19 protein-coding genes are annotated in these 21,004 nt (G+C 64.0%); 16 read left to right on the forward strand and 3 right to left on the reverse strand.

The window, feature by feature from the left end:
• The first annotated feature begins 4 nt into the window (after window positions 1–4).
• The 15 genes from mutM (at window position 5) to trmD (ending at window position 17,064) form a co-directional block, all read left to right on the forward strand.
• On the forward strand, window positions 5–874 hold the full coding sequence (gene mutM / locus ACBG85_RS11785) for a bifunctional DNA-formamidopyrimidine glycosylase/DNA-(apurinic or apyrimidinic site) lyase (protein WP_003942752.1): 870 nt from the start codon (window positions 5–7) through the stop codon (window positions 872–874).
• Window positions 875–916: 42 nt separating this feature from the next.
• Window positions 917–1,369, forward strand: a complete 453-nt coding sequence (locus ACBG85_RS11790) for an OsmC family protein (protein ID WP_003942740.1) — start codon at window positions 917–919, stop codon at window positions 1,367–1,369.
• Entirely contained in the window at window positions 1,369–2,292 is a 924-nt protein-coding gene (locus ACBG85_RS11795) for an SMP-30/gluconolactonase/LRE family protein (RefSeq protein WP_030535426.1), read from the forward strand. Before ACBG85_RS11790 ends, ACBG85_RS11795 begins: the two co-directional genes overlap by 1 nt.
• 5 nt (window positions 2,293–2,297) lie before the next feature.
• Window positions 2,298–2,582: an acylphosphatase gene (locus ACBG85_RS11800; protein WP_372027535.1), complete on the forward strand. Its 285-nt coding sequence runs from the start codon at window positions 2,298–2,300 to the stop codon at window positions 2,580–2,582.
• Window positions 2,583–2,608: 26 nt separating this feature from the next.
• On the forward strand, window positions 2,609–6,196 hold the full coding sequence (gene smc, locus ACBG85_RS11805; RefSeq protein ID WP_372027536.1) for a chromosome segregation protein SMC: 3,588 nt from the start codon (window positions 2,609–2,611) through the stop codon (window positions 6,194–6,196).
• A 42-nt stretch (window positions 6,197–6,238) separates the two neighbouring features.
• Window positions 6,239–7,666, forward strand: coding sequence for a signal recognition particle-docking protein FtsY (gene ftsY, locus ACBG85_RS11810; RefSeq protein WP_030535428.1), 1,428 nt, complete (start codon window positions 6,239–6,241; stop codon window positions 7,664–7,666).
• Window positions 7,667–7,913: 247 nt separating this feature from the next.
• The gene (locus ACBG85_RS11815; RefSeq protein WP_050656651.1) at window positions 7,914–9,173 is read left to right on the forward strand and encodes an ammonium transporter; all 1,260 of its coding nucleotides are present in this window, start codon (window positions 7,914–7,916) and stop codon (window positions 9,171–9,173) included.
• Between the two features lie 56 nt (window positions 9,174–9,229).
• Entirely contained in the window at window positions 9,230–9,568 is a 339-nt protein-coding gene (locus tag ACBG85_RS11820; RefSeq protein ID WP_003942772.1) for a P-II family nitrogen regulator, read from the forward strand.
• On the forward strand, window positions 9,558–12,065 hold the full coding sequence (locus ACBG85_RS11825) for a [protein-PII] uridylyltransferase (RefSeq protein WP_372027846.1): 2,508 nt from the start codon (window positions 9,558–9,560) through the stop codon (window positions 12,063–12,065). The genes ACBG85_RS11820 and ACBG85_RS11825 overlap by 11 nt, the downstream gene beginning before the upstream one ends.
• 115 nt (window positions 12,066–12,180) lie before the next feature.
• Window positions 12,181–13,758, forward strand: coding sequence for a signal recognition particle protein (gene ffh, locus ACBG85_RS11830; protein WP_003942713.1), 1,578 nt, complete (start codon window positions 12,181–12,183; stop codon window positions 13,756–13,758).
• A 3-nt stretch (window positions 13,759–13,761) separates the two neighbouring features.
• Window positions 13,762–14,844: an amidohydrolase family protein gene (locus ACBG85_RS11835; RefSeq protein ID WP_372027538.1), complete on the forward strand. Its 1,083-nt coding sequence runs from the start codon at window positions 13,762–13,764 to the stop codon at window positions 14,842–14,844.
• 209 nt (window positions 14,845–15,053) lie between these two features.
• Window positions 15,054–15,524: a 30S ribosomal protein S16 gene (gene rpsP / locus ACBG85_RS11840; RefSeq protein ID WP_003942818.1), complete on the forward strand. Its 471-nt coding sequence runs from the start codon at window positions 15,054–15,056 to the stop codon at window positions 15,522–15,524.
• Window positions 15,521–15,763, forward strand: a complete 243-nt coding sequence (locus tag ACBG85_RS11845) for an RNA-binding protein (RefSeq protein WP_003939023.1) — start codon at window positions 15,521–15,523, stop codon at window positions 15,761–15,763. The genes rpsP and ACBG85_RS11845 overlap by 4 nt, the downstream gene beginning before the upstream one ends.
• A 14-nt stretch (window positions 15,764–15,777) precedes the next feature.
• Window positions 15,778–16,350, forward strand: a complete 573-nt coding sequence (gene rimM / locus ACBG85_RS11850) for a ribosome maturation factor RimM (protein ID WP_050656639.1) — start codon at window positions 15,778–15,780, stop codon at window positions 16,348–16,350.
• 9 nt (window positions 16,351–16,359) lie between these two features.
• On the forward strand, window positions 16,360–17,064 hold the full coding sequence (gene trmD, locus ACBG85_RS11855; RefSeq protein WP_003942745.1) for a tRNA (guanosine(37)-N1)-methyltransferase TrmD: 705 nt from the start codon (window positions 16,360–16,362) through the stop codon (window positions 17,062–17,064).
• Here the strand turns inward: trmD and ACBG85_RS11860 are convergent.
• Complete coding sequence (locus ACBG85_RS11860; protein ID WP_372027540.1) at window positions 17,061–17,636, reverse strand: dihydrofolate reductase family protein; 576 nt, start codon at window positions 17,634–17,636, stop codon at window positions 17,061–17,063. The two genes, trmD and ACBG85_RS11860, sit on opposite strands and share 4 nt — an antisense overlap.
• Window positions 17,637–17,704: 68 nt before the next feature.
• Here ACBG85_RS11860 and ACBG85_RS11865 point away from each other — a divergent pair, with 68 nt between their 5' ends.
• The gene (locus tag ACBG85_RS11865) at window positions 17,705–18,283 is read left to right on the forward strand and encodes a TetR/AcrR family transcriptional regulator (protein WP_042450812.1); all 579 of its coding nucleotides are present in this window, start codon (window positions 17,705–17,707) and stop codon (window positions 18,281–18,283) included.
• Between the two features lie 4 nt (window positions 18,284–18,287).
• Here ACBG85_RS11865 and ACBG85_RS11870 read toward each other — a convergent pair whose 3' ends face one another.
• Both ACBG85_RS11870 and ACBG85_RS11875 read right to left on the reverse strand, forming a co-directional pair.
• Window positions 18,288–18,734: a GtrA family protein gene (locus tag ACBG85_RS11870; RefSeq protein WP_030535434.1), complete on the reverse strand. Its 447-nt coding sequence runs from the start codon at window positions 18,732–18,734 to the stop codon at window positions 18,288–18,290.
• The gene (locus tag ACBG85_RS11875; RefSeq protein WP_209921075.1) at window positions 18,731–20,929 is read right to left on the reverse strand and encodes a hypothetical protein; all 2,199 of its coding nucleotides are present in this window, start codon (window positions 20,927–20,929) and stop codon (window positions 18,731–18,733) included. The genes ACBG85_RS11870 and ACBG85_RS11875 overlap by 4 nt, the downstream gene beginning before the upstream one ends.
• Window positions 20,930–21,004 lie beyond the last annotated feature (75 nt).

The raw sequence follows: 21,004 nt of genomic DNA on the forward strand, positions 1-21,004 counted from the left end.
ACTCTTGCCTGAGCTTCCCGAAGTCGAAGTCGTTCGCCGCGGCCTACAGTCTCATGCTGTAGGTGCGGCGATCGAGGCCGTCGAGGTACTCCATCCCCGCGCGATCAGGCGCCACATTCTCGGGTCCGAGGACTTGATCGGCCAACTCACCGGGCAGACCATCGCTTCGGCAGAGCGTCGCGGCAAGTACCTGTGGCTGGTTCTCGAGCCTGCCGGTGTCGGACTGGTGGTTCATCTCGGGATGAGCGGACAGATGCTGGTCCAACCCCCGACAGTCGACTGGGAAAAGCACCTACGCATTCGGTTGGCCCTCGATTCCGGGGCCGATCTTCGATTCGTCGATCAGCGGACCTTCGGTGGCTGGTCGATTTCACCCCTCGTCGAGGTCGACGGAACGATGCTGCCCGAGTCGGTGGCGCACATCGCCCGCGATCCCATGGATGCGGCGTTCGATCTCGAATCCGTCGTGAAAGTCCTGCGGGGCAAGCACACCGAGATCAAGCGCGCGATTCTTGACCAGACGGTGGTCTCCGGAATCGGAAACATCTACGCCGACGAATCATTGTGGCGCGCCAAGATTCACGGCAACCGAATCGCCGAAACGCTTACCAGGCCCAAACTTCGAGAACTGTTGACCGCGGCACACTCGGTGATGGGTGAAGCGCTCGATCAGGGCGGTACGTCCTTCGACGCGCTGTACGTGAACGTCAACGGGGAATCGGGCTACTTCGACCGGTCGCTGTCGGCGTACGGGCAGGAAAACCTCCCGTGCCCGCGATGCGGCGCGCCGATCAAGCGTGAGAAGTTCATGAATCGATCGTCGTTCAGTTGCCCGCGGTGCCAGCCGACCCCGAGGGCACGGCGAATCGCCTAGGTCTCCCGCCCCTTCGGTTCGGCGGAGTGGCAAGATTGCGTCATGGCTGAACAGACTCCCGACACCACTGCAACCGCCCCGGCTCACACGGAGCTTTGGGTCGAACGAACCGGAACCCGCCTCTACACCGGCAAGAGTTCGCGCGGCGCAGAGGTTCTCATCGGCTCCGAATCGGTGCCAGGAGTCTTCACGCCCGGCGAACTCCTCAAAATTGCACTGGCCGCATGCACGGGGATGAGCTCCGACTTCCCGATCTCGCGCCGGCTCGGTGACAACTACGACGCGACGGTCCGAGTGTCCGGAGCCGCCGATCGTGAAAACGAGGTCTACCCGCAGCTCGACGAGGTCCTCGAGCTCGATCTCAGCGAGTTGGATGCCGAGGCACAGCAGCGCCTCATCACTCTCGTCGAGCGTTCCGTGGACAAGGTATGCACGGTCGGGCGCACGCTCAAGGCCGGAACCAAGGTCACTCTGTCGTTCGACACGGAAGCCTGATGTTCCGCGCCGGCAGCGTTGTCGCTGCGATCGCACTGGGTTCCGTTGTGGCGCTGAATGCTCCAGCGCAGGCCTCGGTCCCGGCCGACGGCTCGGCCGGTAGTTGCGGCACATGGACGTCGAGCGTCGTGACGACTGGTGCCGGAATGCTCGAGAACCTCGAATTCGACGGCAACGGATCGATGGTGTTGTCGCAGTCGGCTCTGATCGGGCCGGGTGCACTGCTGAAAGTGGCGCCGGACGGAACACGGACAACTTTGGTCGGTGACGTCACCGGACCCGGCGGTCTGGTCGCGCGTGAGGGATCCGTGTACTTCACCACGGGCAACTCGACTGTCTCGGGACTGTTCGGAATCGCCGACGGCAGCCTCCGCAAGGTCGACGTCGCAGACGGGTCGGTGACAACGATCGCCGACGGTCTGGTGATGCCGAACGGGCTTGTGCAGCTGGACGATAACCGTTTCCTCACTGCCCGCACACTCACCAGGCCGGGGCTCACGGTCGTCAACAGTGACGGAAGCAGTTCGATCGTTCGTGAAGACCTCGGCACCGTCGACGGCCTCGCACGCTCCGGTTCGACGATCTACGTGAGCACGACCTTCGACATGGTCACCGCCGTCCACATCCTCGACGCAAACGATCTGGGCGGGCCGGTGCGAACGATCACGCTCCCCGGGTTCGGTCCGGCAAACATGGCGGACGATCTGACCGTCGGACCGGACGGCGCGTTGTACGTCGCATTCAATGCAGGCGGCAAAGTTGTTCGCGTCGATCCGGATTCGGGATCTTCGTGTGAGATCGCCTCGGGTCTGCCGTTCACATCTGCGGTCAAGTTCGGCGCCGGACCGGGCTGGGATCCCAACGCGCTCTACACCACCGGATTCCTGGGTGACGTTCACCGTCTCGAACGTGTGGCGGGCTGAGCGTCATGGCTGAAGCAGCGCCTGTGCGGTTGACGGCGTGGGTTCACGGATACGTTCAAGGCGTCGGGTTCCGGTGGTGGACCAGGGCCCGCGCTCTCGAACTCGGATTGATCGGATATGCGTCCAATCAGCGTGACGGTCGAGTGCTCGTCGTGGCGGAAGGCCAACGCACGCGGCTCGAGCGATTGGTGGAGCTGCTGCGCTCCGGCACTACCCCGGGCACGGTGGATCTCGTGGTCGACAGCTGGGACACCGCCAGGGGCGACCTGACAGGGTTCGTCGAACGCTGACCGGTTTGGCGGTAAAGTTTCCCCCCATGCACCTCAAGAGTCTGACACTCAAGGGATTCAAATCCTTTGCGTCGGCAACGACTCTTCGGTTCGAGCCGGGAATTACCTGTGTGGTCGGCCCGAACGGCTCGGGTAAATCCAACGTCGTCGATGCGTTGACCTGGGTGATGGGCGAGCAGGGCGCCAAGGCCCTGCGCGGCGGCAAGATGGAAGATGTCATCTTTGCCGGCACCTCCGGCCGCGCGCCGCTGGGCCGCGCCGAGGTGACCTTGACCATCGACAACGCCGACGGGGCGCTCCCGATCGAGTACTCCGAGGTGTCGATCACGCGCCGCATGTTCCGCGACGGCGCGGGGGAGTACGAGATCAACGGCTCGTCCTGCCGTCTGATGGACGTCCAGGAACTGCTCAGCGACTCCGGCATCGGCCGCGAAATGCATGTCATCGTCGGGCAGGGACGGCTCGCCGCGATCCTCGAATCCCGTCCCGAAGATCGACGCGCCTTCATCGAAGAAGCCGCGGGAGTCCTCAAACATCGCCGCCGCAAGGAAAAAGCGGTGCGCAAACTCGATTCCATGCAGGCCAATCTCGCTCGCCTCAGTGACCTCACCGCGGAACTGCGTCGGCAACTCAAACCGCTGGGACGCCAAGCCGAGGTTGCTCGGCGAGCACAGACGGTCCAGGCTGACCTGCGTGATGCAAAGATGCGTCTGGCCGCTGACGATCTGGTGACCCGTCGAAACCAGTTGAACGACCAGGCACAGGACGAGAAAGCGGCCCGTGAACAGCACAACCAGGTGGCGGCTGCGCTCGACGAGGCCAACCTCGAACTCGGGCGCCAGGAGCAAGCTCTCGCTCGTCTGACTCCGGGATCGGAAGCCGCTGCGCAGAGTTGGTTCCAGCTTTCCGCGCTTGCCGAACGCGTGAACGCCACTGTGCGCATCGCCCGCGAGCGTGCGCGTCATCTCGACTCCGAACCCGTCGGCAACCGCGGCCAGGACCCGGACGAGATGGAGGCGCGCGCCGAACGTCTTGCTGCCGAGGAGGCCGAACTCCTCGAAGGCGTTGAAATCGCGCGAGCGGCCTCGGAAGCTGCTCGGGACCAGCTCGCAGCCACCGAAGATGCTGCAGCAGAAGCGGAACGGGCGCACATGGCGGAAGTTCGTGCCGTCGCCGACCGCCGTGAAGGTCTTGCTCGACTCTCCGGTCAGGTCGACACTCTGCGTACCCGCGTCGAATCCGTCGACGCGGAAGTGTCTCGGCTGACCGAGGCGATCGACGAGGCTCGTCTGCGTGGCGATGCCGCACAGGCCGAGTTCGACACGGTGCAAGAAAGCATCGGGGACCTCGACGCCGGTGAAGTCGGCCTCGATACCAATCACGAACGCGCCATCGAGGCTCTCGAGATGATCGACGCGCGCGTCGAAGAGCTTCGTGAGGAAGAAAAAACGAGCGGGCAACGCATCGCTTCGCTCCGGGCGCGCATCGAGGCACTGTCGATGGGTTTGCAGCGCAAGGACGGTGGCGGCTGGCTGCTCGAACACCGCGGCGACGACGGCATCACCTCGCTGGTCGGATTGATTCACGTCGAACCCGGCTACGAGGCCGCGATCGCTGCCGCGATGGGGCCGGCGGCGGACGCCGTCGTGGCGCAGTCGCTGGACTCTGCTCGTTCCGCTGTCACAGCACTGGCCGATCAGGACGGTGGACGTGCATCACTGATCGTGAGCGGTGAACCGGCGATCAAGCGCGAGGCCGAGATCGCGCCGGGTAGTCGTCCGGCCGTCGACGTCATCGACTGCCCTGACGAGTTGCGTGCCGGATTGACCGCCATCCTCGATGGCGTCGTCCTGGTCGAGACTCTCGATGACGCGATTCGAGTTGTTGCTGACCACAAGGGAATTCGCGCAGTGACGCGTTCTGGCGATCTGCACGGTTCGGGGTGGATGATCGGTGGCTCGGATCGGCAACCGAGCACGCTCGAGGTGCAGGCGGCGATCGACGCGTCAGCAGCGGAACTGGCGGCAACGGAGAGCCGATCCGAGGAACTCGACGCGGCGCTGTCCGGCGCTCTGGCCGAACAGGCCGCCCGACGCGAGACCGCGGAGCAAACTTTGGCCGCGCTCAACGAGTCGGACGCCGCCATGTCCGCCATCTACGAGCAGTTGGGCAGATTGGGGCAGGCAGCACGAGTCGCCCACGCGGAATCCGAGCGGTTGACCGCCCAGCGAGTGCGTGCCGAGGAGGGCCGCGGTGAGTCGCTGACAAAGCTCGCGGATCTGGAGGAACGTCTGCGCGTCGCCGAAACAGACGGCAGTGCACCGGGACACCGTGCGGAATCGACCGCTGCCGATCGCGAAATGGCCGCAGCAGCGCTCGCCGAAGTGCGCATCGTCGAAATGGATGCTCGCCTTGCCGTGCGCACCGCCGAAGAGCGTGCGGAATCCGTACGCGGAAAGGCCGATTCGCTTCGGCGTGCGGCCGCCGCGGAACGAGAAGCGCGGATTCGCGCCGAGCGGGCTCTGCGCGCCAGAGCGCACGCTGCGGAAGTTGCAGCTGCCGTCGCCGAGTCGGGACAGCGCGTGGCGGCCGAACTCGAGACCGTCGTCGCCGCGGCTCTTGCTCACCGCGACGAGTTGGCTCGGGCCCGCACCGAGTGCACGGCCAAGCTGGATCAGGTCCGCGAGACAGTCCGAGCACTGACTGGACAACTCGCTTCGCTCACCGACGCCGTCCACCGCGACGAGGTAGCGAAGGCACAGGCAGCGCTGCGCATCGAACAACTCGAGGAGTCGATCCTCGATCAGTACGGTATCGGCCTCGACGATCTGATCGCCGAGTACGGGCCCGAGGTCGAACTGCCGCCGACCGCTCTCGAAATCGAGGAGTACGAGCAGGCCAAGGAGCGTGGGGAGCAGGTCACCGCCCCCGCTCCGCTTCCGTACGACCGCGCGACTCAGGAACGGCGCGCCAAGCGGGCCGAGAAGGACCTCGCCACTCTCGGCAAGGTCAATCCGCTGGCGCTCGAGGAATTCGCAGCTCTCGAGGAGCGGTACACCTTCCTCTCCACTCAACTCGAGGACGTCAAGACCGCACGCAAGGACCTTCTTGCTGTGGTCGCAGACGTCGACGCACGAATTCTGCAGGTGTTCACCGAGGCCTATGCCGACGTCGAGCGTGAGTTCGTGGGAGTGTTCGAGAAATTGTTCCCCGGGGGAGAAGGGCGGCTGGTCCTCACCGATCCCTCGGACATGCTCACCACCGGCATCGAAGTCGAGGCGCGTCCGCCCGGTAAGAAGGTCAAGCGGTTGTCGTTGCTGTCGGGCGGCGAGAAGTCGTTGACCGCGGTGGCCATGCTGGTCGCGATCTTCCGGGCACGCCCGTCCCCGTTCTACGTGATGGACGAAGTCGAGGCGGCGTTGGACGACACCAACCTGCGGCGGCTGATCGGACTCTTCGAACAATTGCGGGAGAAGTCGCAGTTGATCGTGATCACTCACCAGAAACCGACGATGGAAATCGCCGATGCGTTGTACGGCGTCAGCATGCGCGGCGACGGCATCACCACCGTGATTTCGCAGCGACTTCGCGGTCAAGACATGGCCTCGACGTAAGCCCTGCTCACTTTCCGGGTCGGAGCCTGAAACAATGGGCCGGTGACTACCCAGGCTTGGATCATCATCGCGGCTGTAGCGGCCGTACTACTCGTCGTTCTCGTTGCCGGATTCCTGCGCTACCGCAAGGGGCAGGTATCGCTGAAGGCACCCGAGACGAAGCCGGAGCTCGGCGCCCCCGAGAAGGACAAGTCAGGCGGCTACAAGGCCGGTGGCGGGTTCAACTTCAGTCAGGGGTCGACGGCAACGGCGCCACCTCCGGTGGTTCCGACACCGCCGGTCGCCGAGATGCCGCCCGTCGTCGAAGAACCTGTCGTCGAAAAACCGATCGTCGAAGAACCGGTTGCGGAGAAGCCGGCCGTTGTCGAGGAGCCGGTTGTCGAAGAACCCGCTGTTGTCGAGGAACCGGTTGTCGAAGAGCCGGTAATCGAAAAGCCGGTCGTAGAAGAACCAGCGGTAGCAGAACCTGTTGTCGAAGAACCTGTCGTTCCCGAACCTGTCGTCGTTCCCGCGCCAGTCGAGCCTGCACCGCGCGTGCTGGACGAGATCGACCCGACCGAGGGTCGGTTGGACCGACTGCGCGGGCGCCTTTCCCGCTCGCAGTCAGCAGTCGGCAAGAGCTTGCTGGGTCTGCTCGGTGGCGGCGATCTGGACGAGGACTCGTGGGAAGAAGTCGAGGACACCCTCCTCATCGCAGACCTCGGCTCCGCGACCACGGAAAAAGTCGTCACGAAGCTTCGTGAGCAGATGGCGGCCCGCAGCGTCCGGACCGAGGCTGCCGCCCGCGCCCTTCTGCGCGAGGTGTTGATCGCCGAACTGCGTCCCGAACTGGACCGCTCCATCCGCGCATTGCCGCACGATGATCACCCGGCTGTTCTGCTCGTCGTCGGCGTCAACGGGACCGGCAAGACAACGACCACCGGCAAGCTGGCTCGCGTGCTCGTCGCCGACGGTCGTCGCGTCGTGCTCGGTGCCGCGGACACGTTCCGCGCCGCCGCCGCCGATCAGCTCCAGACGTGGGCCGAGCGTGTCGGCGCTGAAGTTGTTCGTGGCAAGGAGGGTGGCGATCCCGCTGCGATTGCCTTCGACGCGGTCTCACGGGGCATCGCGGACGGCGTCGACGTGGTCCTGATCGACACCGCCGGCCGTCTGCACACCAAGACCGGTCTGATGGACGAGCTCGGCAAGGTCAAGCGGGTTATCGAGAAGAAGGCCTCGGTCGACGACGTTCTGCTGGTTCTCGATGCGACGGTCGGCCAGAACGGACTGGCGCAGGCTCGAGTGTTCGCGGAGGTCGTGGACATCACCGGCGTCGTACTGACCAAGCTGGACGGAACCGCCAAGGGCGGAATCGTCTTCCAGGTTCAGCATGAACTGGGTGTGCCGGTGAAGTTGGTCGGTCTCGGTGAAGGTGCCGACGACCTGGCGCCCTTCGAGCCGGGTGCGTTCGTCGACGCCCTCCTGGGCTGACGCCCCCGTGCGCCTTTTCGGTAGCGCGAACTACCAAAAAGGCGCACAGGGTTGGTAGAACCCCCTGGCGAAACCTGTTTGCAACAAAGTTGGGCAATTGGTTCACGTCTGCGAAACGCGACAGCGCCATGGACGAAACACCAGCCCAGCACTCTTCTCCTTAACGACGTGCTGCCCGGCACGTGCGACTAGGAGGTAGTAAGTGAGTACCGACGATTTGTTGGCGAACTCCGGTAACGCCGCATGGATGCTGATGGCTGCATCTCTGGTCTTGCTGATGACACCCGGCCTCGCTTTCTTCTACGGCGGGATGTCTCGGTCCAAGTCCGTCCTGAACATGATGATGATGTCCTTCGGGGCCATGGCCGTCATCGGCGTCATCTACGTTCTGTGGGGATGGTCGATGTCCTACGGCTCTGAGAACATCGGGGGCATTTTTGCCAACCCGTTCGAGTTCTTCGGCCTCAAGAACAGCATCACCGATGCTGACGGCAACTTCATCGCCGGCGCCTGGGGCTACCCCAACGTCATCGACATCGCGTTCCAGGTGACATTCGCGATCATCACCACCGCCCTCATCAGTGGTGCCCTGGCCGAGCGGGTCAAGTTCGGCACCTGGCTCCTGTTCTCGGGTATCTGGGTCACCGTCGTCTACTTCCCGCTCGCACACATGGTGTGGGGCGGCGGACTCCTCTCGGGCTCCGAGGACGGCATCGCGGCAAAGCTCTTCGGCACCACGGTCAACGACGACGGAGTCACCGTCGCCAACGTCGCTCCGATCGACTTCGCCGGTGGCACAGTCGTTCACATCAACGCGGGTATGGCCGGTCTGGTCCTCGCACTCATCGTCGGCAAGCGTCTCGGCTTCGGCAAGACCGCCTTCCGTCCGCACAACCTGCCCTTCGTGATGCTCGGCGCCGCACTCCTCTGGTTCGGTTGGTTCGGCTTCAACGCCGGCTCGGCATTCGCCGCCGACGGTAACGCCGGTCTCGCCTGGGTCAACACGACCACCGCGACGTGTGCCGCAGTCCTGGCCTGGCTCGCTACCGAGCGTATTCGTGACGGCCACGCCACCAGCCTCGGCGCAGCGTCCGGTGCGGTCGCCGGTCTGGTCGCCATCACCCCTGCTGCCGGTGCGCTCAACCCGGTCGGTTCCATCTTCCTCGGCGCAATAGCCGGCATCCTGTCCGCTCTCGCAGTCGGCCTGAAGTTCCGCTTCGGCTTCGACGACTCGCTCGACGTCGTCGGTGTTCACCTTGTCTCCGGCCTGTGGGGCACGATCGGTATCGGATTCTTCGGCACCGCAACCGGCCTCTTCTACGGCGGCGACTACAAGCAACTGGTGGTTCAGATCGTGATCGCACTCGCAGCACTCGTCTTCACCGGCGTTCTGACGACGATCATCGGCTTCGCACTCAAGCCCCTGGGCTGGCGAATCTCGGCCGAGGACGAGGCACGCGGCATCGATGAGACCGAACACGCAGAGACCGCATACGACCTCGCGTGATCAGCACGTGATTAAAGTGAATTCAGGCACTTCAGAGTTTGGAAAGGGATGAGCACATGAAGCTGATCACAGCAATCGTCAAGCCGTTCACGCTCGAGGACGTCAAGACCGGACTCGAGCAGGCCGGAGTGCTGGGTATGACAGTCAGCGAAGTTCAGGGCTACGGCCGACAGAAGGGCCACACCGAGGTGTACCGAGGCGCGGAGTACTCCGTGGACTTCGTACCCAAGGTCCGGGTCGAGGTCGTCGTCGACGACGCGGCCGTTGACAAGGTGGTCGAGGTGATCGTCGAGGCCGCTCGAACCGGCAAGATCGGTGACGGCAAGGTGTGGGTCTCGCCAGTCGAGTCGGTCATCCGGGTTCGCACCGGGGAACGCGGTGGCGATGCACTCTGACCCGAAAGGGTCCGAGAACTTCGGCCCTGGTTCCGTCGCGAAAGCGACGGGGCCAGGGCCGGTCTCGTCAGGGGGATCCGACGAAGCTGCGGACCTGGCCCGCGCACGCAAGGCCCTACTCACCGGAGGCGTCAAGAACAGGAGGCTCGACGCCCCCGCGCTGCGACATGCACTGGTCGATCTGCACGAATTCTGGTTGACCACCAAGGGGACCGAACTGGGCATCAAACCGGATTGTGGGTTTGCCATCGTCGCCGTGGGTGGTCTCGGCCGACGCGAACTGCTGCCGTATTCCGATCTCGATCTGATTCTGCTGCACGACGACATGGACCCGGCGGTCGTGGCCCAGGTCGCGGACAGCCTGTGGTACCCGCTGTGGGACGCGCACATCAAACTCGACCACAGCGTGCGGACGCTTCCGCAGGCGCTTCAGGTTGCGGCCACCGACATGACGGCAGCACTCGGAATGCTCGAAGCACGCCACATTGCCGGCGACGTGGAGCTGAGCAACCTGTTGATCAGTGGTGTCCGACGACAGTGGCGCATGGACATCCGCAGCCGATTCGACGAATTGATCACCCAGACCCGTACGAGGTGGGAGCGCAGCGGCGAGATCGCCCATCGCGCCGAACCGGATCTCAAGAGCGGTCGTGGCGGGCTGCGAGACGTCCAACTGCTCAACGCCCTGTCCATCGCGCAATTGACCGACGGGATGCCGGGGCTGGGACCCAACTCGCCCGGCGGCGGTCTGGCACTTGCGCACAGGCGGTTGCTCGACGTGCGCACCGAACTTCACCGCGTTGCCGGTCGCGCCCGCGACCAACTGCGAGCACAGGACGCCGACGAGATCGGTGCGGCGCTACGGATCGGTGATCGCTTCGATCTGGCGCGACTTCTCAGCGAATCGGCGCGCACCATCAGCTATTCGGTCGACGTCGGTATCCGTACCGCCGGAAACTCCTTGCCCCGGCGTGGTTTGTCGCGGCTGCGTCGCGCGCCGGTGCGACGGCCACTGGACGAGGGCGTCGTCGAGCATGCCGGCGAAGTAGTTCTGGCGCGCGATGCGAGACCGAAGAAGGATCCCGGTCTGGTGATGCGGGTCGCGGCAGCGGCGGCCACCAACGGCATGCCGATCTCCGCGTCGACGCTCAATCGCCTGGCCGACAATGCCCCCGAATTGCGTGAGCCGTGGCCGAAAAATGCAGTCAACGATCTCTTGGTCGTGCTGGGTTCGGGATCGCGTGCGGTTCCGGTGATCGAGGCGATGGACCGGACCGGGCTCTGGGGTCGACTCCTGCCGGAGTGGGGGACCATTCGCGATCTTCCGCCGCGCGACGCCGTCCACACGTGGACGGTGGATCGGCACCTGGTCGAAACCGCCGCGTATGCAAGCGGATTCACCACTCGCGTCGCTCGGCCGGATCTGCTCATGCTCGGTGCGTTGATCCACGACATCGGGAAGGGGCGAGGGGGAGACCACAGCGTCGTCGGTGCCGAATTGGCCACCGCGATCGGAAATCGCTTGGGACTCTGGCCTTCCGACGTCGCGACGTTGACGGCGATGGTGCGCTACCACTTGCTGTTGCCGGAAACCGCCACCCGTCGCGACCTCGACGATCCGGCAACGGTGCAGCGAGTGGTCGACGCACTCGAGGGAGACGGGACCCTTCTCGATCTCCTGCATTCGTTGGCGGAAGCGGATTCGCTGGCCACCGGGCCTGGTGTCTGGGGCGACTGGAAGTCGTCGTTGATCGGCGAGCTGGTGCGTCGTTGTCGTTTGCTGATGGCAGGGGAGGAGCTCCCGCAACCCGATCCACTCGCTCCCGAGCAATTGGCCATCGCCGAGGAGGGCGGGGTTCACGTCTCGCTCGTTCCGGCCGAGAATGCGCACACCTACGTCGTGACCGTCATCGCGCCCGACGCTCCCGGGCTGCTGTCTCGGGCTGCCGGAGTTCTGGCGCTGCAGTCCTTGCGGGTGCATTCCGCATCGCTGGGGTCGCATGCAGGTTCGGCGGTCAACTCGTTTGTCGTGACGCCGAGGTTCGGCACACCCCCGCAGGCGGTGCTGCTCCGGCAGGAATTGATCCGGGCTTCGGCCGGTGAACTGAATTTGCTCGAACTTCTCGACGCGAAGGACGAGGAGGCACGGGCAGAGCAGTGGGACGACCCGATCCAGACCAACAAGGATTCCGCGGTTCCAGTGCTCTATGCGCAGGCGCCACCGCGGGTCATCTGGTTCGACGCGCCCGGTGACGGTCAGGCGATCCTCGAATTGCGTACCGAGGACCGCGTCGGCCTGCTCTGCCGACTGGCCGCAGCACTCGAACACAGTGGAGCCGACATCCGGTGGGCGAAGGTCGCCACCTTGGGTTCCTCGGTGGTCGACGCGTTCTGCCTCGACTTCGGTGAGGCCGATACCCGCGCGGCGCGAGAGCGCGTCGAGGAGGCGGTGCTGGCGGTGGTTCCGGTGCCACAACCCAAGAAGAAAGGGGATTGACGGACCGGTTTCGGCAGTTACGCCCGCATCGGCTGGGATCGGTGCGGGCGTAGCGGCTAGGCTGGTGCCCGAGAATATCCACGGCTAACTCGCACGACCTTCAGGAGCGCACTCGGTGTTCGAATCCCTTTCCGACAGATTGACCGGATCTCTCAAGGATCTGCGTGGCAAGGGTCGTCTGTCCGGCGCCGACATCGACGCTACGGCCCGCGAGATCCGCCTTGCCCTGCTCGAGGCCGACGTCGCGCTTCCCGTAGTGCGCAGCTTCATCGCCAAGATCAAGGAACGCGCCAAGGGCGCCGAGGTCTCGGGTGCACTGAACCCGGCTCAGCAGGTCGTCAAGATCGTCAACGAAGAACTGGTCGAGGTTCTCGGCGGCGAAACTCGTCGACTGCAGTTCGCCAAGACGCCGCCGACGGTCATCATGTTGGCCGGTCTGCAGGGTTCCGGTAAGACCACGCTGGCCGGAAAGTTGGCCAAGTGGCTCAAGGATCAGGGGCACACGCCCCTCCTCGTCGCCTGTGACCTTCAGCGTCCCGGCGCCGTCACTCAGCTTCAGATCGTCGGTGAGCGTGCAGGCGCCGCAGTCTTCGCGCCGCACCCCGGCACCTCCATCGGCGGCGGCGAGAACGCACTGGGCGTTTCCGCAGCCGACCCCGTCGAGGTCGCCCGCGCCGGCGTCGAAGAAGCACGCAACAAGCATTACGACGTCGTGATCGTCGACACCGCCGGTCGCCTCGGTATCGACTCGGAGCTGATGGCGCAGGCCGCCGGTATCCGTGACGCCGTCAACCCGGACGAGACCATCTTCGTCCTCGACGCCATGATCGGTCAGGACGCGGTCAGCACGGCCGACGCTTTCCGTGAGGGAGTCGGCATCACCGGTGTCGTCCTCACCAAGCTCGACGGCGACGCCCGCGGTGGTGCCGCGCTGAGCGTCCGCGAGGTCACCGGCCAGCCGATCCTCTTCGCGTCCACCGGCGAGAAGCTCGAAGACTTCGACGTCTTCCATCCCGATCGCATGGCCAGCCGGATCCTCGGCATGGGCGACGTCCTGAGCCTCATCGAGCAGGCCGAGCAGGTGTTCGACGCCGATCAGGCCGAAGCGACCGCAGCGAAGATCGGTTCCGGTCAGCTCACCCTCGAAGACTTCCTCGATCAGATGATGGCCGTCCGCAAGATGGGCCCGATCGGCAACCTCCTCGGTATGTTGCCGGGTGCAGGCGGCATGAAGGACGCGCTTGCCAACGTCGACGAGAAGCAACTCGATCGCATTCAGGCCATCATCCGCGGTATGACGCCGGCCGAGCGCGACGATCCGAAGATCATCAACGCCTCACGCAGACTGCGCATCGCGAACGGTTCGGGCGTCAAGGTTTCCGACGTCAACCAGTTGGTGGACCGTTTCTTCGAAGCCCGCAAGATGATGGCTGCCATGGCCGGCCGTATGGGTATGCCCGGCGCGCGTAAGCAGGTTCGCAGCAAGAAGGGCAAGAAGGGCAAGAAGGGCGGCAAGGGCCCGACGCAGCCCAAGATGCGCGGAGGATTCCCCGGCATGGGCGGATTCCCGGGTATGCCCGGCGGAATGCCGGCCGGTATGCCCGACCTGTCGAACATGCCCAAGGGTCTCGATCAGTTGCCGCCCGGACTGGAAGGCATCGATCTCTCCCAGCTCAAGCTGCCCAAGAAGTAGTCGGTGGCTGCGCTTCATCTGCGGGGTATCGGTCTGCCCGATGCCGAGCCGATCGAATTGTGGATCGTCGACGGGCTGATCTCCTTCGAGCCGGTGTCCGGTGCGGAGACGATCGTCGAATCGGGTTGGATCACACCGGGTCTCGTGGATGCGCACTGTCACGTCGGTATCCGCTACGGCGGTGGCGGCGGCGAAACCGTCGACGGCTTGCTGGGGCAGGCGAAGACCGAACGTGACGCGGGCGTGCTGTTGCTTCGTGACGCCGGATCGCCGGTCGACACCAGGTTCATCGACGAGCGCCTCGATCTGCCGCGGATCATTCGCGCAGGCCAGCACATCGCAGCACCGAAGCGGTACATCCCGGGCCTGCCGGTCGACCTGGACGACGAATCTCAGTTGCCGGCCGAGGTGGTGCGTCAGGCACGCGCCGGTGACGGTTGGGTCAAGCTCGTCGGGGACTGGATCGATCGTTCCATCGGTGACCTCGCCCCGTTGTGGAGCGACGAGATTCTGGTCGAGGCCATCGCTGCCGCCCATGCCGAAGGCGCAAGGGTCACCGCTCACGTCTTTGCCGAGGATGCTCTGCCCGGCCTGATCAACGCCGGCATCGACTGCATCGAGCACGGCACCGGATTGACGGACGCAACCATCGAGTTGATGGTCGCTCACGGCACGGCCTTGGTTCCGACGCTGATCAACATCGCAACTTTCCCCGAGATCGCGGACTCCGCCACGCGGTATCCGATCTACGCGGCGCACATGCGGGATCTGCACGCTCGTCCACATCGGACGATCGGTGCCGCTCACGAGGCCGGGATTCCGATCTATGCCGGAACGGATGCCGGCGGATCGATCAGGCACGGGCGGATCGCCGACGAGATCGCCGAACTCGAAGTTGCCGGTTTGACGGCGCATCAGGCGCTGGGCGCAGGCTGCTGGGACGCGCGGAGTTGGTTGGGTGCGCAGGGGATCGAAGAAGGAGCGCCCGCCGACCTGGTGGTTTATTCCGAAGATCCGCGCGGAAACCCCGATGTGCTCGCGAAGCCGATGCGTGTGATCCTCCGCGGAACCCCCGTGAGCGGTTAGGGAGTCCCCGCTCTCTCGAAGCGCGCACAGGGTGGTTTCCGAACGAGCCCACCCATCTGGCACAATGGACCATTGTTCGTCGCAACCGGTTACGTACCGCTGCGACGGTCACAGGATAGAGGCAAAACCGGGCTCACAAATCGTGTGGGTCGCTGAATTGCACGTGACATGCGCAGCACTGTTGTGCGCGCTGAAGGAGAACTGCAGCTGTGGCTGTCAAAATCAAGCTCACCCGCCTCGGCAAGATCCGCAACGCTCAGTACCGCGTTGTCATCGCCGACTCGCGCACCCGTCGTGACGGCCGTGCGATCGAGACCATCGGCAAGTACCACCCCAAGGAAGAGCCCTCGCTGATCGACATCGATTCCGAGCGCGCTCAGTACTGGCTGTCCGTGGGCGCACAGCCCACCGAGCCCGTCGAGGCACTCCTCAAGATCACCGGTGACTGGCAGAAGTTCAAGGGCCTGCCGGGCACCGAAGGCACCCTGCGCGTCAAGGAAGCCAAGCCCACCAAGCTCGAGCTCTTCCAGGCTGCGCTCGCGCAGGCCGAGAACGAGCCGGTTGCAGAAGCAATCACCCCCAAGAAGAAGAAGGCTGCAAAGGCTGACGAGGCCAAGGCAGAAGACACCGCGGCTGACGCCGAGGCTCCCGCTGCAGACGCCGAGGCTGCTGACAAGTGAGTGCCGTCGTCGCTGATGCGGTAGAGCATCTCGTGCGTGGCATCGTCGCCAATCCCGACGATGTGCGTGTCGAGCTGATCACCGGACGTCGGGGACGGACCGTCGAGGTGCACGTGCACCCCGACGATCTCGGCAAGGTCATCGGTCGGGGTGGTCGCACGGCGACCGCTCTGCGGACCTTGGTCTCCGGCATCGGTGGCCGCGGTATCCGTGTTGATGTCGTCGACACCGATCAGTAGACGGCAGTAAACAGGTGGAACTCGTAGTCGGTCGTGTCGCGAAGTCGCATGGCATCAAAGGTGAATTGGTAGTCGAGGTTCGTACAGACGAGCCCGAGGATCGTTTTGCCGTAGGTTCCGTGCTGCGTGGGCGCAAGCCGCGCGAGTCCACACTGAAGTCGTACACAGTGGAAGCCGCCCGGGATCATTCCGGGCGGCTTCTGCTGCGCCTGGAAGGCGTCAGTGACCGTGGCGACGCAGATGCGTTGCGCGGCACACTGTTTGTCATCGACAGTTCCGAACTCGAGCCTTCGGATGATCCGGACGAGTTCTACGATCACGAACTCGAAGGACTGAAGGTCGTCCTCACGGACGGCACCGAGATCGGTTCGGTCATCGAGGTATTGCATTCCGCCGCAGGCGAATTGCTATCGATTCGCCGCGCCGGTGAGACGTCCGGTGAATTGCTGATCCCGTTTGTCGCAGCCATCGTCACCTCGGTGTCGATCGCCGACGGCGTCGTGGTGATCGAGCCCCCCGAGGGACTGCTCGACCCGGACTTCGGTGACAAGTCGAACAGCGACAATTCGAACGCCGACAGCGACTGATCGCTTGTCATGCGTCTCGATGTAGTCACCATCTTTCCCGAGTATCTCGAACCGCTTCGTGCTGCCTTGCTGGGCAAGGCAATCGAACGCGGCTTGATCTCGGTCGACGTCCACGATCTGCGGTCGTGGACCCATGACGTACACAAAGCCGTCGACGATTCCCCGTATGGCGGCGGACCCGGCATGGTCATGAAACCCACCGTATGGGGCCCGGCACTGGACGACGTGATCGGGCGCTCCGATTCTTCCGGCCCCGATGATGCCGAGACCATTCTGGTGGTGCCCACTCCCGCCGGCGTTCCGTTCACCCAGGAGACCGCGCACCGCTGGTCCAACGCCAAGCACCTCGTCTTCGCCTGCGGCCGATACGAAGGTATCGATCAACGGGTTTTCGACGACGCCGCCAAGCGGGTCAGAGTCGAAGAAGTCAGCATCGGCGATTACGTCCTGATCGGCGGCGAAGCAGCCGTGCTGGTGATGGTCGAGGCTGTCGTGCGACTGATGCCCGGCGTTCTCGGCAATCAGCTTTCACACCAAGAGGATTCGTTTTCCGACGGCCTTCTCGAAGGGCCTAGCTACACTCGCCCGGCTGTGTGGCGCGACCTCGAAGTTCCGCCGGTGCTTCTCTCCGGTGATCACGCGAAGATCAAAGCGTGGCGCCATGAGCAGTCGCTGCAGCGCACGGCCGAGCGTCGACCGGATCTTCTTCCTTAGGTATTTCGCTTCAACCAGGTGATGCTTGCGCCGTCGTCGAGCGATTCGGTTGCAGTCGGTGTGAACGGTGTCGGCTCGAAGTTACCTCTGATCATCGGTATGCCTGCGCCGGCGACTACCGGATACCTCTTGATGATCAACTCGTCGATCTCCGGTAGTAGTTCGCCGGCGAGAGTTCCGCCGCCACACAGCCAGATATCTTGTCCTTCTTCCTCTTTCAGAGATCTGACTACCCCAAGCGGATCGGCGCGAACGATGGTGACGGGGGGATCCTCGGCGTCAGGGATGGTTGTGGAGACGACGAACTGACGCAGGTGCGCGAAGGGGCTTTTCACTCCGGCGGCCAGCCCGGGCTCGTAGGAGCCGCGGCCAATGACGACCGTGTCGAAGGTCCTGTTGGGCGCGTCCTCGATTCCGAGAGCGGGCCGCACATGCGTTGGCACGGTTTCAGGATATCGATCGCATATCCAGGCCGTGATCTGTTCGGAGACCGGGAGGAAATCGAATTCGCCACCAGGCCCCGCGATGTATCCGTCGAGGGAAGCTCCCACGTAGTACACAAGCTTTCGCATATAACGCTCCGTTCGTAGTACTATGTTTGTAGTGGTTTAACTTAGGGTCGTGTCAGGAGTGATGTCAAGTGCGAAAGAACCCGGAACGCCGGCTTGCCCTGATCGACGCGGCAATCGAGGTGTTGGCCCGAGAGGGTGCTCGAGGCTTGACGTTTCGAGCCGTCGACGCCCAGGCAGCAGTGCCGAACGGGACAGCGTCGAACTACTTCTCCAATCGCGACGACCTGCTCACTCAAGCGGGTGGCCGGATCTACGAGCGACTGATTCCGGAGGACCTCGAAGGGATGATCGATCCCGTCAACGGCACCGATCGTGAGCGCCTGGTGACGCTCATGCTCGACGTGGTCGAGCGCGTCACCTCGTTCGGAACGGGTTTCCTCGCGCTCATGGAGTTGCGACTGGAGGCGACGCGTCGACCGGACCTGCGAGCGGTGCTGACCGTCCGCATCCGAGAAGACTTCGATCTGAACGTAGCCAATCATCTGGCGTCGGGCGTGCCGGGTGATGCGATGACCGTTCGCCTGCTCTATTTGTCGCTGAACTGGCTCGCACTGGATCGACTCACATTGCCGGACCTGTTCGGAGAGGAAGATATTCGGACGATCGTCGAGGCGGCGGTGGATCGAGCGTTACCCCGCGAATCGTAGAAGGTCAGTGTCGTTCGGCAGGCTTGCGGCGGAACGAGAAGTATCGATGACCGAAGAAGCTCACACCGGCGACGATCAGCATGACAACCGCCTGGGCGGGAAGCGGCGGGGCATGCAGAATCGACACCGCGATTGTTCCGAGTATCAGATTCAGCACCAGGCCACCGGAATTGACGACGATGAACGCTCCCAGGTCGCGTGCCACATGTCCGCGGACGCGGAAAACGAGAGTCCGATGCAGAACGAAAGCGATGAGGACGCTGATGGAGTACGCGCCGATCACAGCCACTTGATACAGATCCTTGTTGTCGAGGATCAGTGTCCAGATCACGAAGAGCACGTATCCGATCGCCGTATTAGCCACTCCGACAATGGCAAATGCGATGGGTTGATGCTTGACCACCCGAAGCAGTGGGCCGGGATTCTCGGGTGATGCGATGTCTTCGGTCATGAAGACTCGGTTTTCACGGTGTTGATCCCGTCCTTGCGTCGGGTCCGCAGATACATCCACTCGAGCACGCCGAGTCCGAGGACTCCGGCGACCATCGAAGCGCCGCCGACCTTCCATCCCGGGGGACGCCACGTCAGGACAAGCTCTGCGTCCTTCGTCCCGGCGGGAATGTCCACGGTGACAAAGGACTTCGCGACGACGTCGATCGGGACAGGCTGACCGTCGATGCTCGCCCGATATCCGGGCCAGCCGAGCCGTGCGAACACAACCTTGCCGCCGGTCTCCGAACTGACACGAAGGGTGCTCGACATGTTCGATTCCGCGGTCGAAACAGCTTCGACGCCACGGGTATCGGCGATGCGGCCGTTTCGTGTCGAGACGGGGCCGTCGACGCGTTCGAGCACGGAGATGTAGTTCTCGTGACCGGGGTAGTCCACCCATGTCCACCCGTCGGGAGCCGGGTTCTTGCGTGCATCGGGGTAGAGAGCGTTCTGAAGTACGACGCGGTCCACGTTCATCAGGTCGACGATGGTGCGGCCGGTGGTGGGTTCGACGGTGAATGCGCGCCGAAAGGCGTCGGGGCAGACGCTCATGTCCCAGCGCATGCAGAGCAGATCACCGAAGTAGAAGTGCCCGTTGGGGGTGTAGCCGCTGGTGTAGGTCAGTTCGAGGTCTTTGGGGTAGTTGCCGAAAGCCAGGGAACCGTACGCTCCGTCGAGGGTTTTGTCCCCGGGTGCGATGAGTGCACGGTCGCCCAGTTGCAGTGTCGTGCCGTCGAAGTCGGGGAAGGCCTCTTTCATCTCCGAGCGGGATTCGGGCAGGTTCCAGCTCATCGGGGTTGGTTGCGCGGCCCGAACCTGGGCGTAGGCGATGGGGGAGACCGCGACGATCGCTACGAGGCATGCGAAAGCAGTGCCTTTGGTACGGCCGAGCCAGACCATCGCGGCGCCGAGTGCGGCAACGAGCAGGGCTGAGATCACATGCCATTTCGCGAGCCCGGGAGCTGCCGAGGCTGACCGAATCAGAAGCAGGCCCACGAGGATTCCCGCTGCAACGCAGCGCCCGCGCAACTTGTCGGTCGTGGCGTAACGCCCGAGCAGGATGCACACCAGAAGCAGGAGTCCGATGGCCACCATCGGAAGCACGCGAGCGGGCCACCGCAGTGGGCCGATCGTGCTCGGCCCGGCAGTCCACATGAGGACGGCGACCGTGAAGATCCCGACGGCGGTCAATTCGCGTGCCGCGGCGCGTGCCTTGCCCCAGTCGATGAATGCCAGGGCGGGTATGAGGAACCAGGCGATGTAGACCATGGGCATGGTCTGGATGTATCCCCACCACGAGGTGAACGCGGGCATCGTGCTCGGCAGGCTCGCGTTCAGCGATTCCGACCACGGGACGGCGAGGAATGCGTCGTTCTTGACTTCGGATGCACCGCGCCAGGTGACGTCCGCGGTGAGCAGGCTCGGCAGATACGTCGCGAGACCGGCCAGAGCGGCACACGCGGACACCGCCAGAAGCCGCAGTGACGGCAGCCAACGCCGCTGATAGACAACTTCGCCGATTGCGACCGCGCCGATCATCAAGCCGGATTCGACTGCGGGGAAAACATATTGGACCGACATCGCGAGATACAAGAACACGAAGGTCGGGATCGGACCGCTCTTACCTCGGGCGTAGCGGATTGCCGACGCCCACGCCTGAACCATCCAGGCAGTGCCGGTGAAGGCAGTCATCCAACTGGCCGAGTCGAAGAACAGCAGGAAACCGGTGAACGGAATCGAGACGCCGGCGACGGCAGCCCACGTGGGCTTCGAGCCGTACTCGAGGCAGATCCGATAGACGCCGAGTGCAAGGATGATCGCGAAGATCAACTTCACGATCGTCGCGTACAACGCCAGGTTGTCGAAGGACGGTGCGATCAGGTCGATCAGGAGTTGCGGTGGATTGAGAAGGCCTGCTTCCTCGATCGCGTAGTTGCCCGCCATCCAGTTCTCGGGGACGAGCACCGGGAGGTGTCCTTCTCGCAGACTGCGGCCGAGCATGACCCACAGCGGCGCGTATTGGGACTCGGTGTCGTCGGTGTAGAAGTGACGAGCATTCGCGAGCACCACGGCCAGATAACCGGCGATGACACCGATCGCCGTGACGGCGCCCCACTTGTACACGTCTGCCCGGGCGAGAGTGCGAGTTTCCACCACGAGTTCCAGACCTTAACAGGGCAGGTGGGGCGTACGGAGACGCGAGCGCGTCACGCGCCGCCGGCATCCGAA

It is taken from the genome of Rhodococcus sp. NyZ502, from assembly GCF_041464245.1.
GTDB lineage: Bacteria > Actinomycetota > Actinomycetes > Mycobacteriales > Mycobacteriaceae > Rhodococcus_F > Rhodococcus_F qingshengii.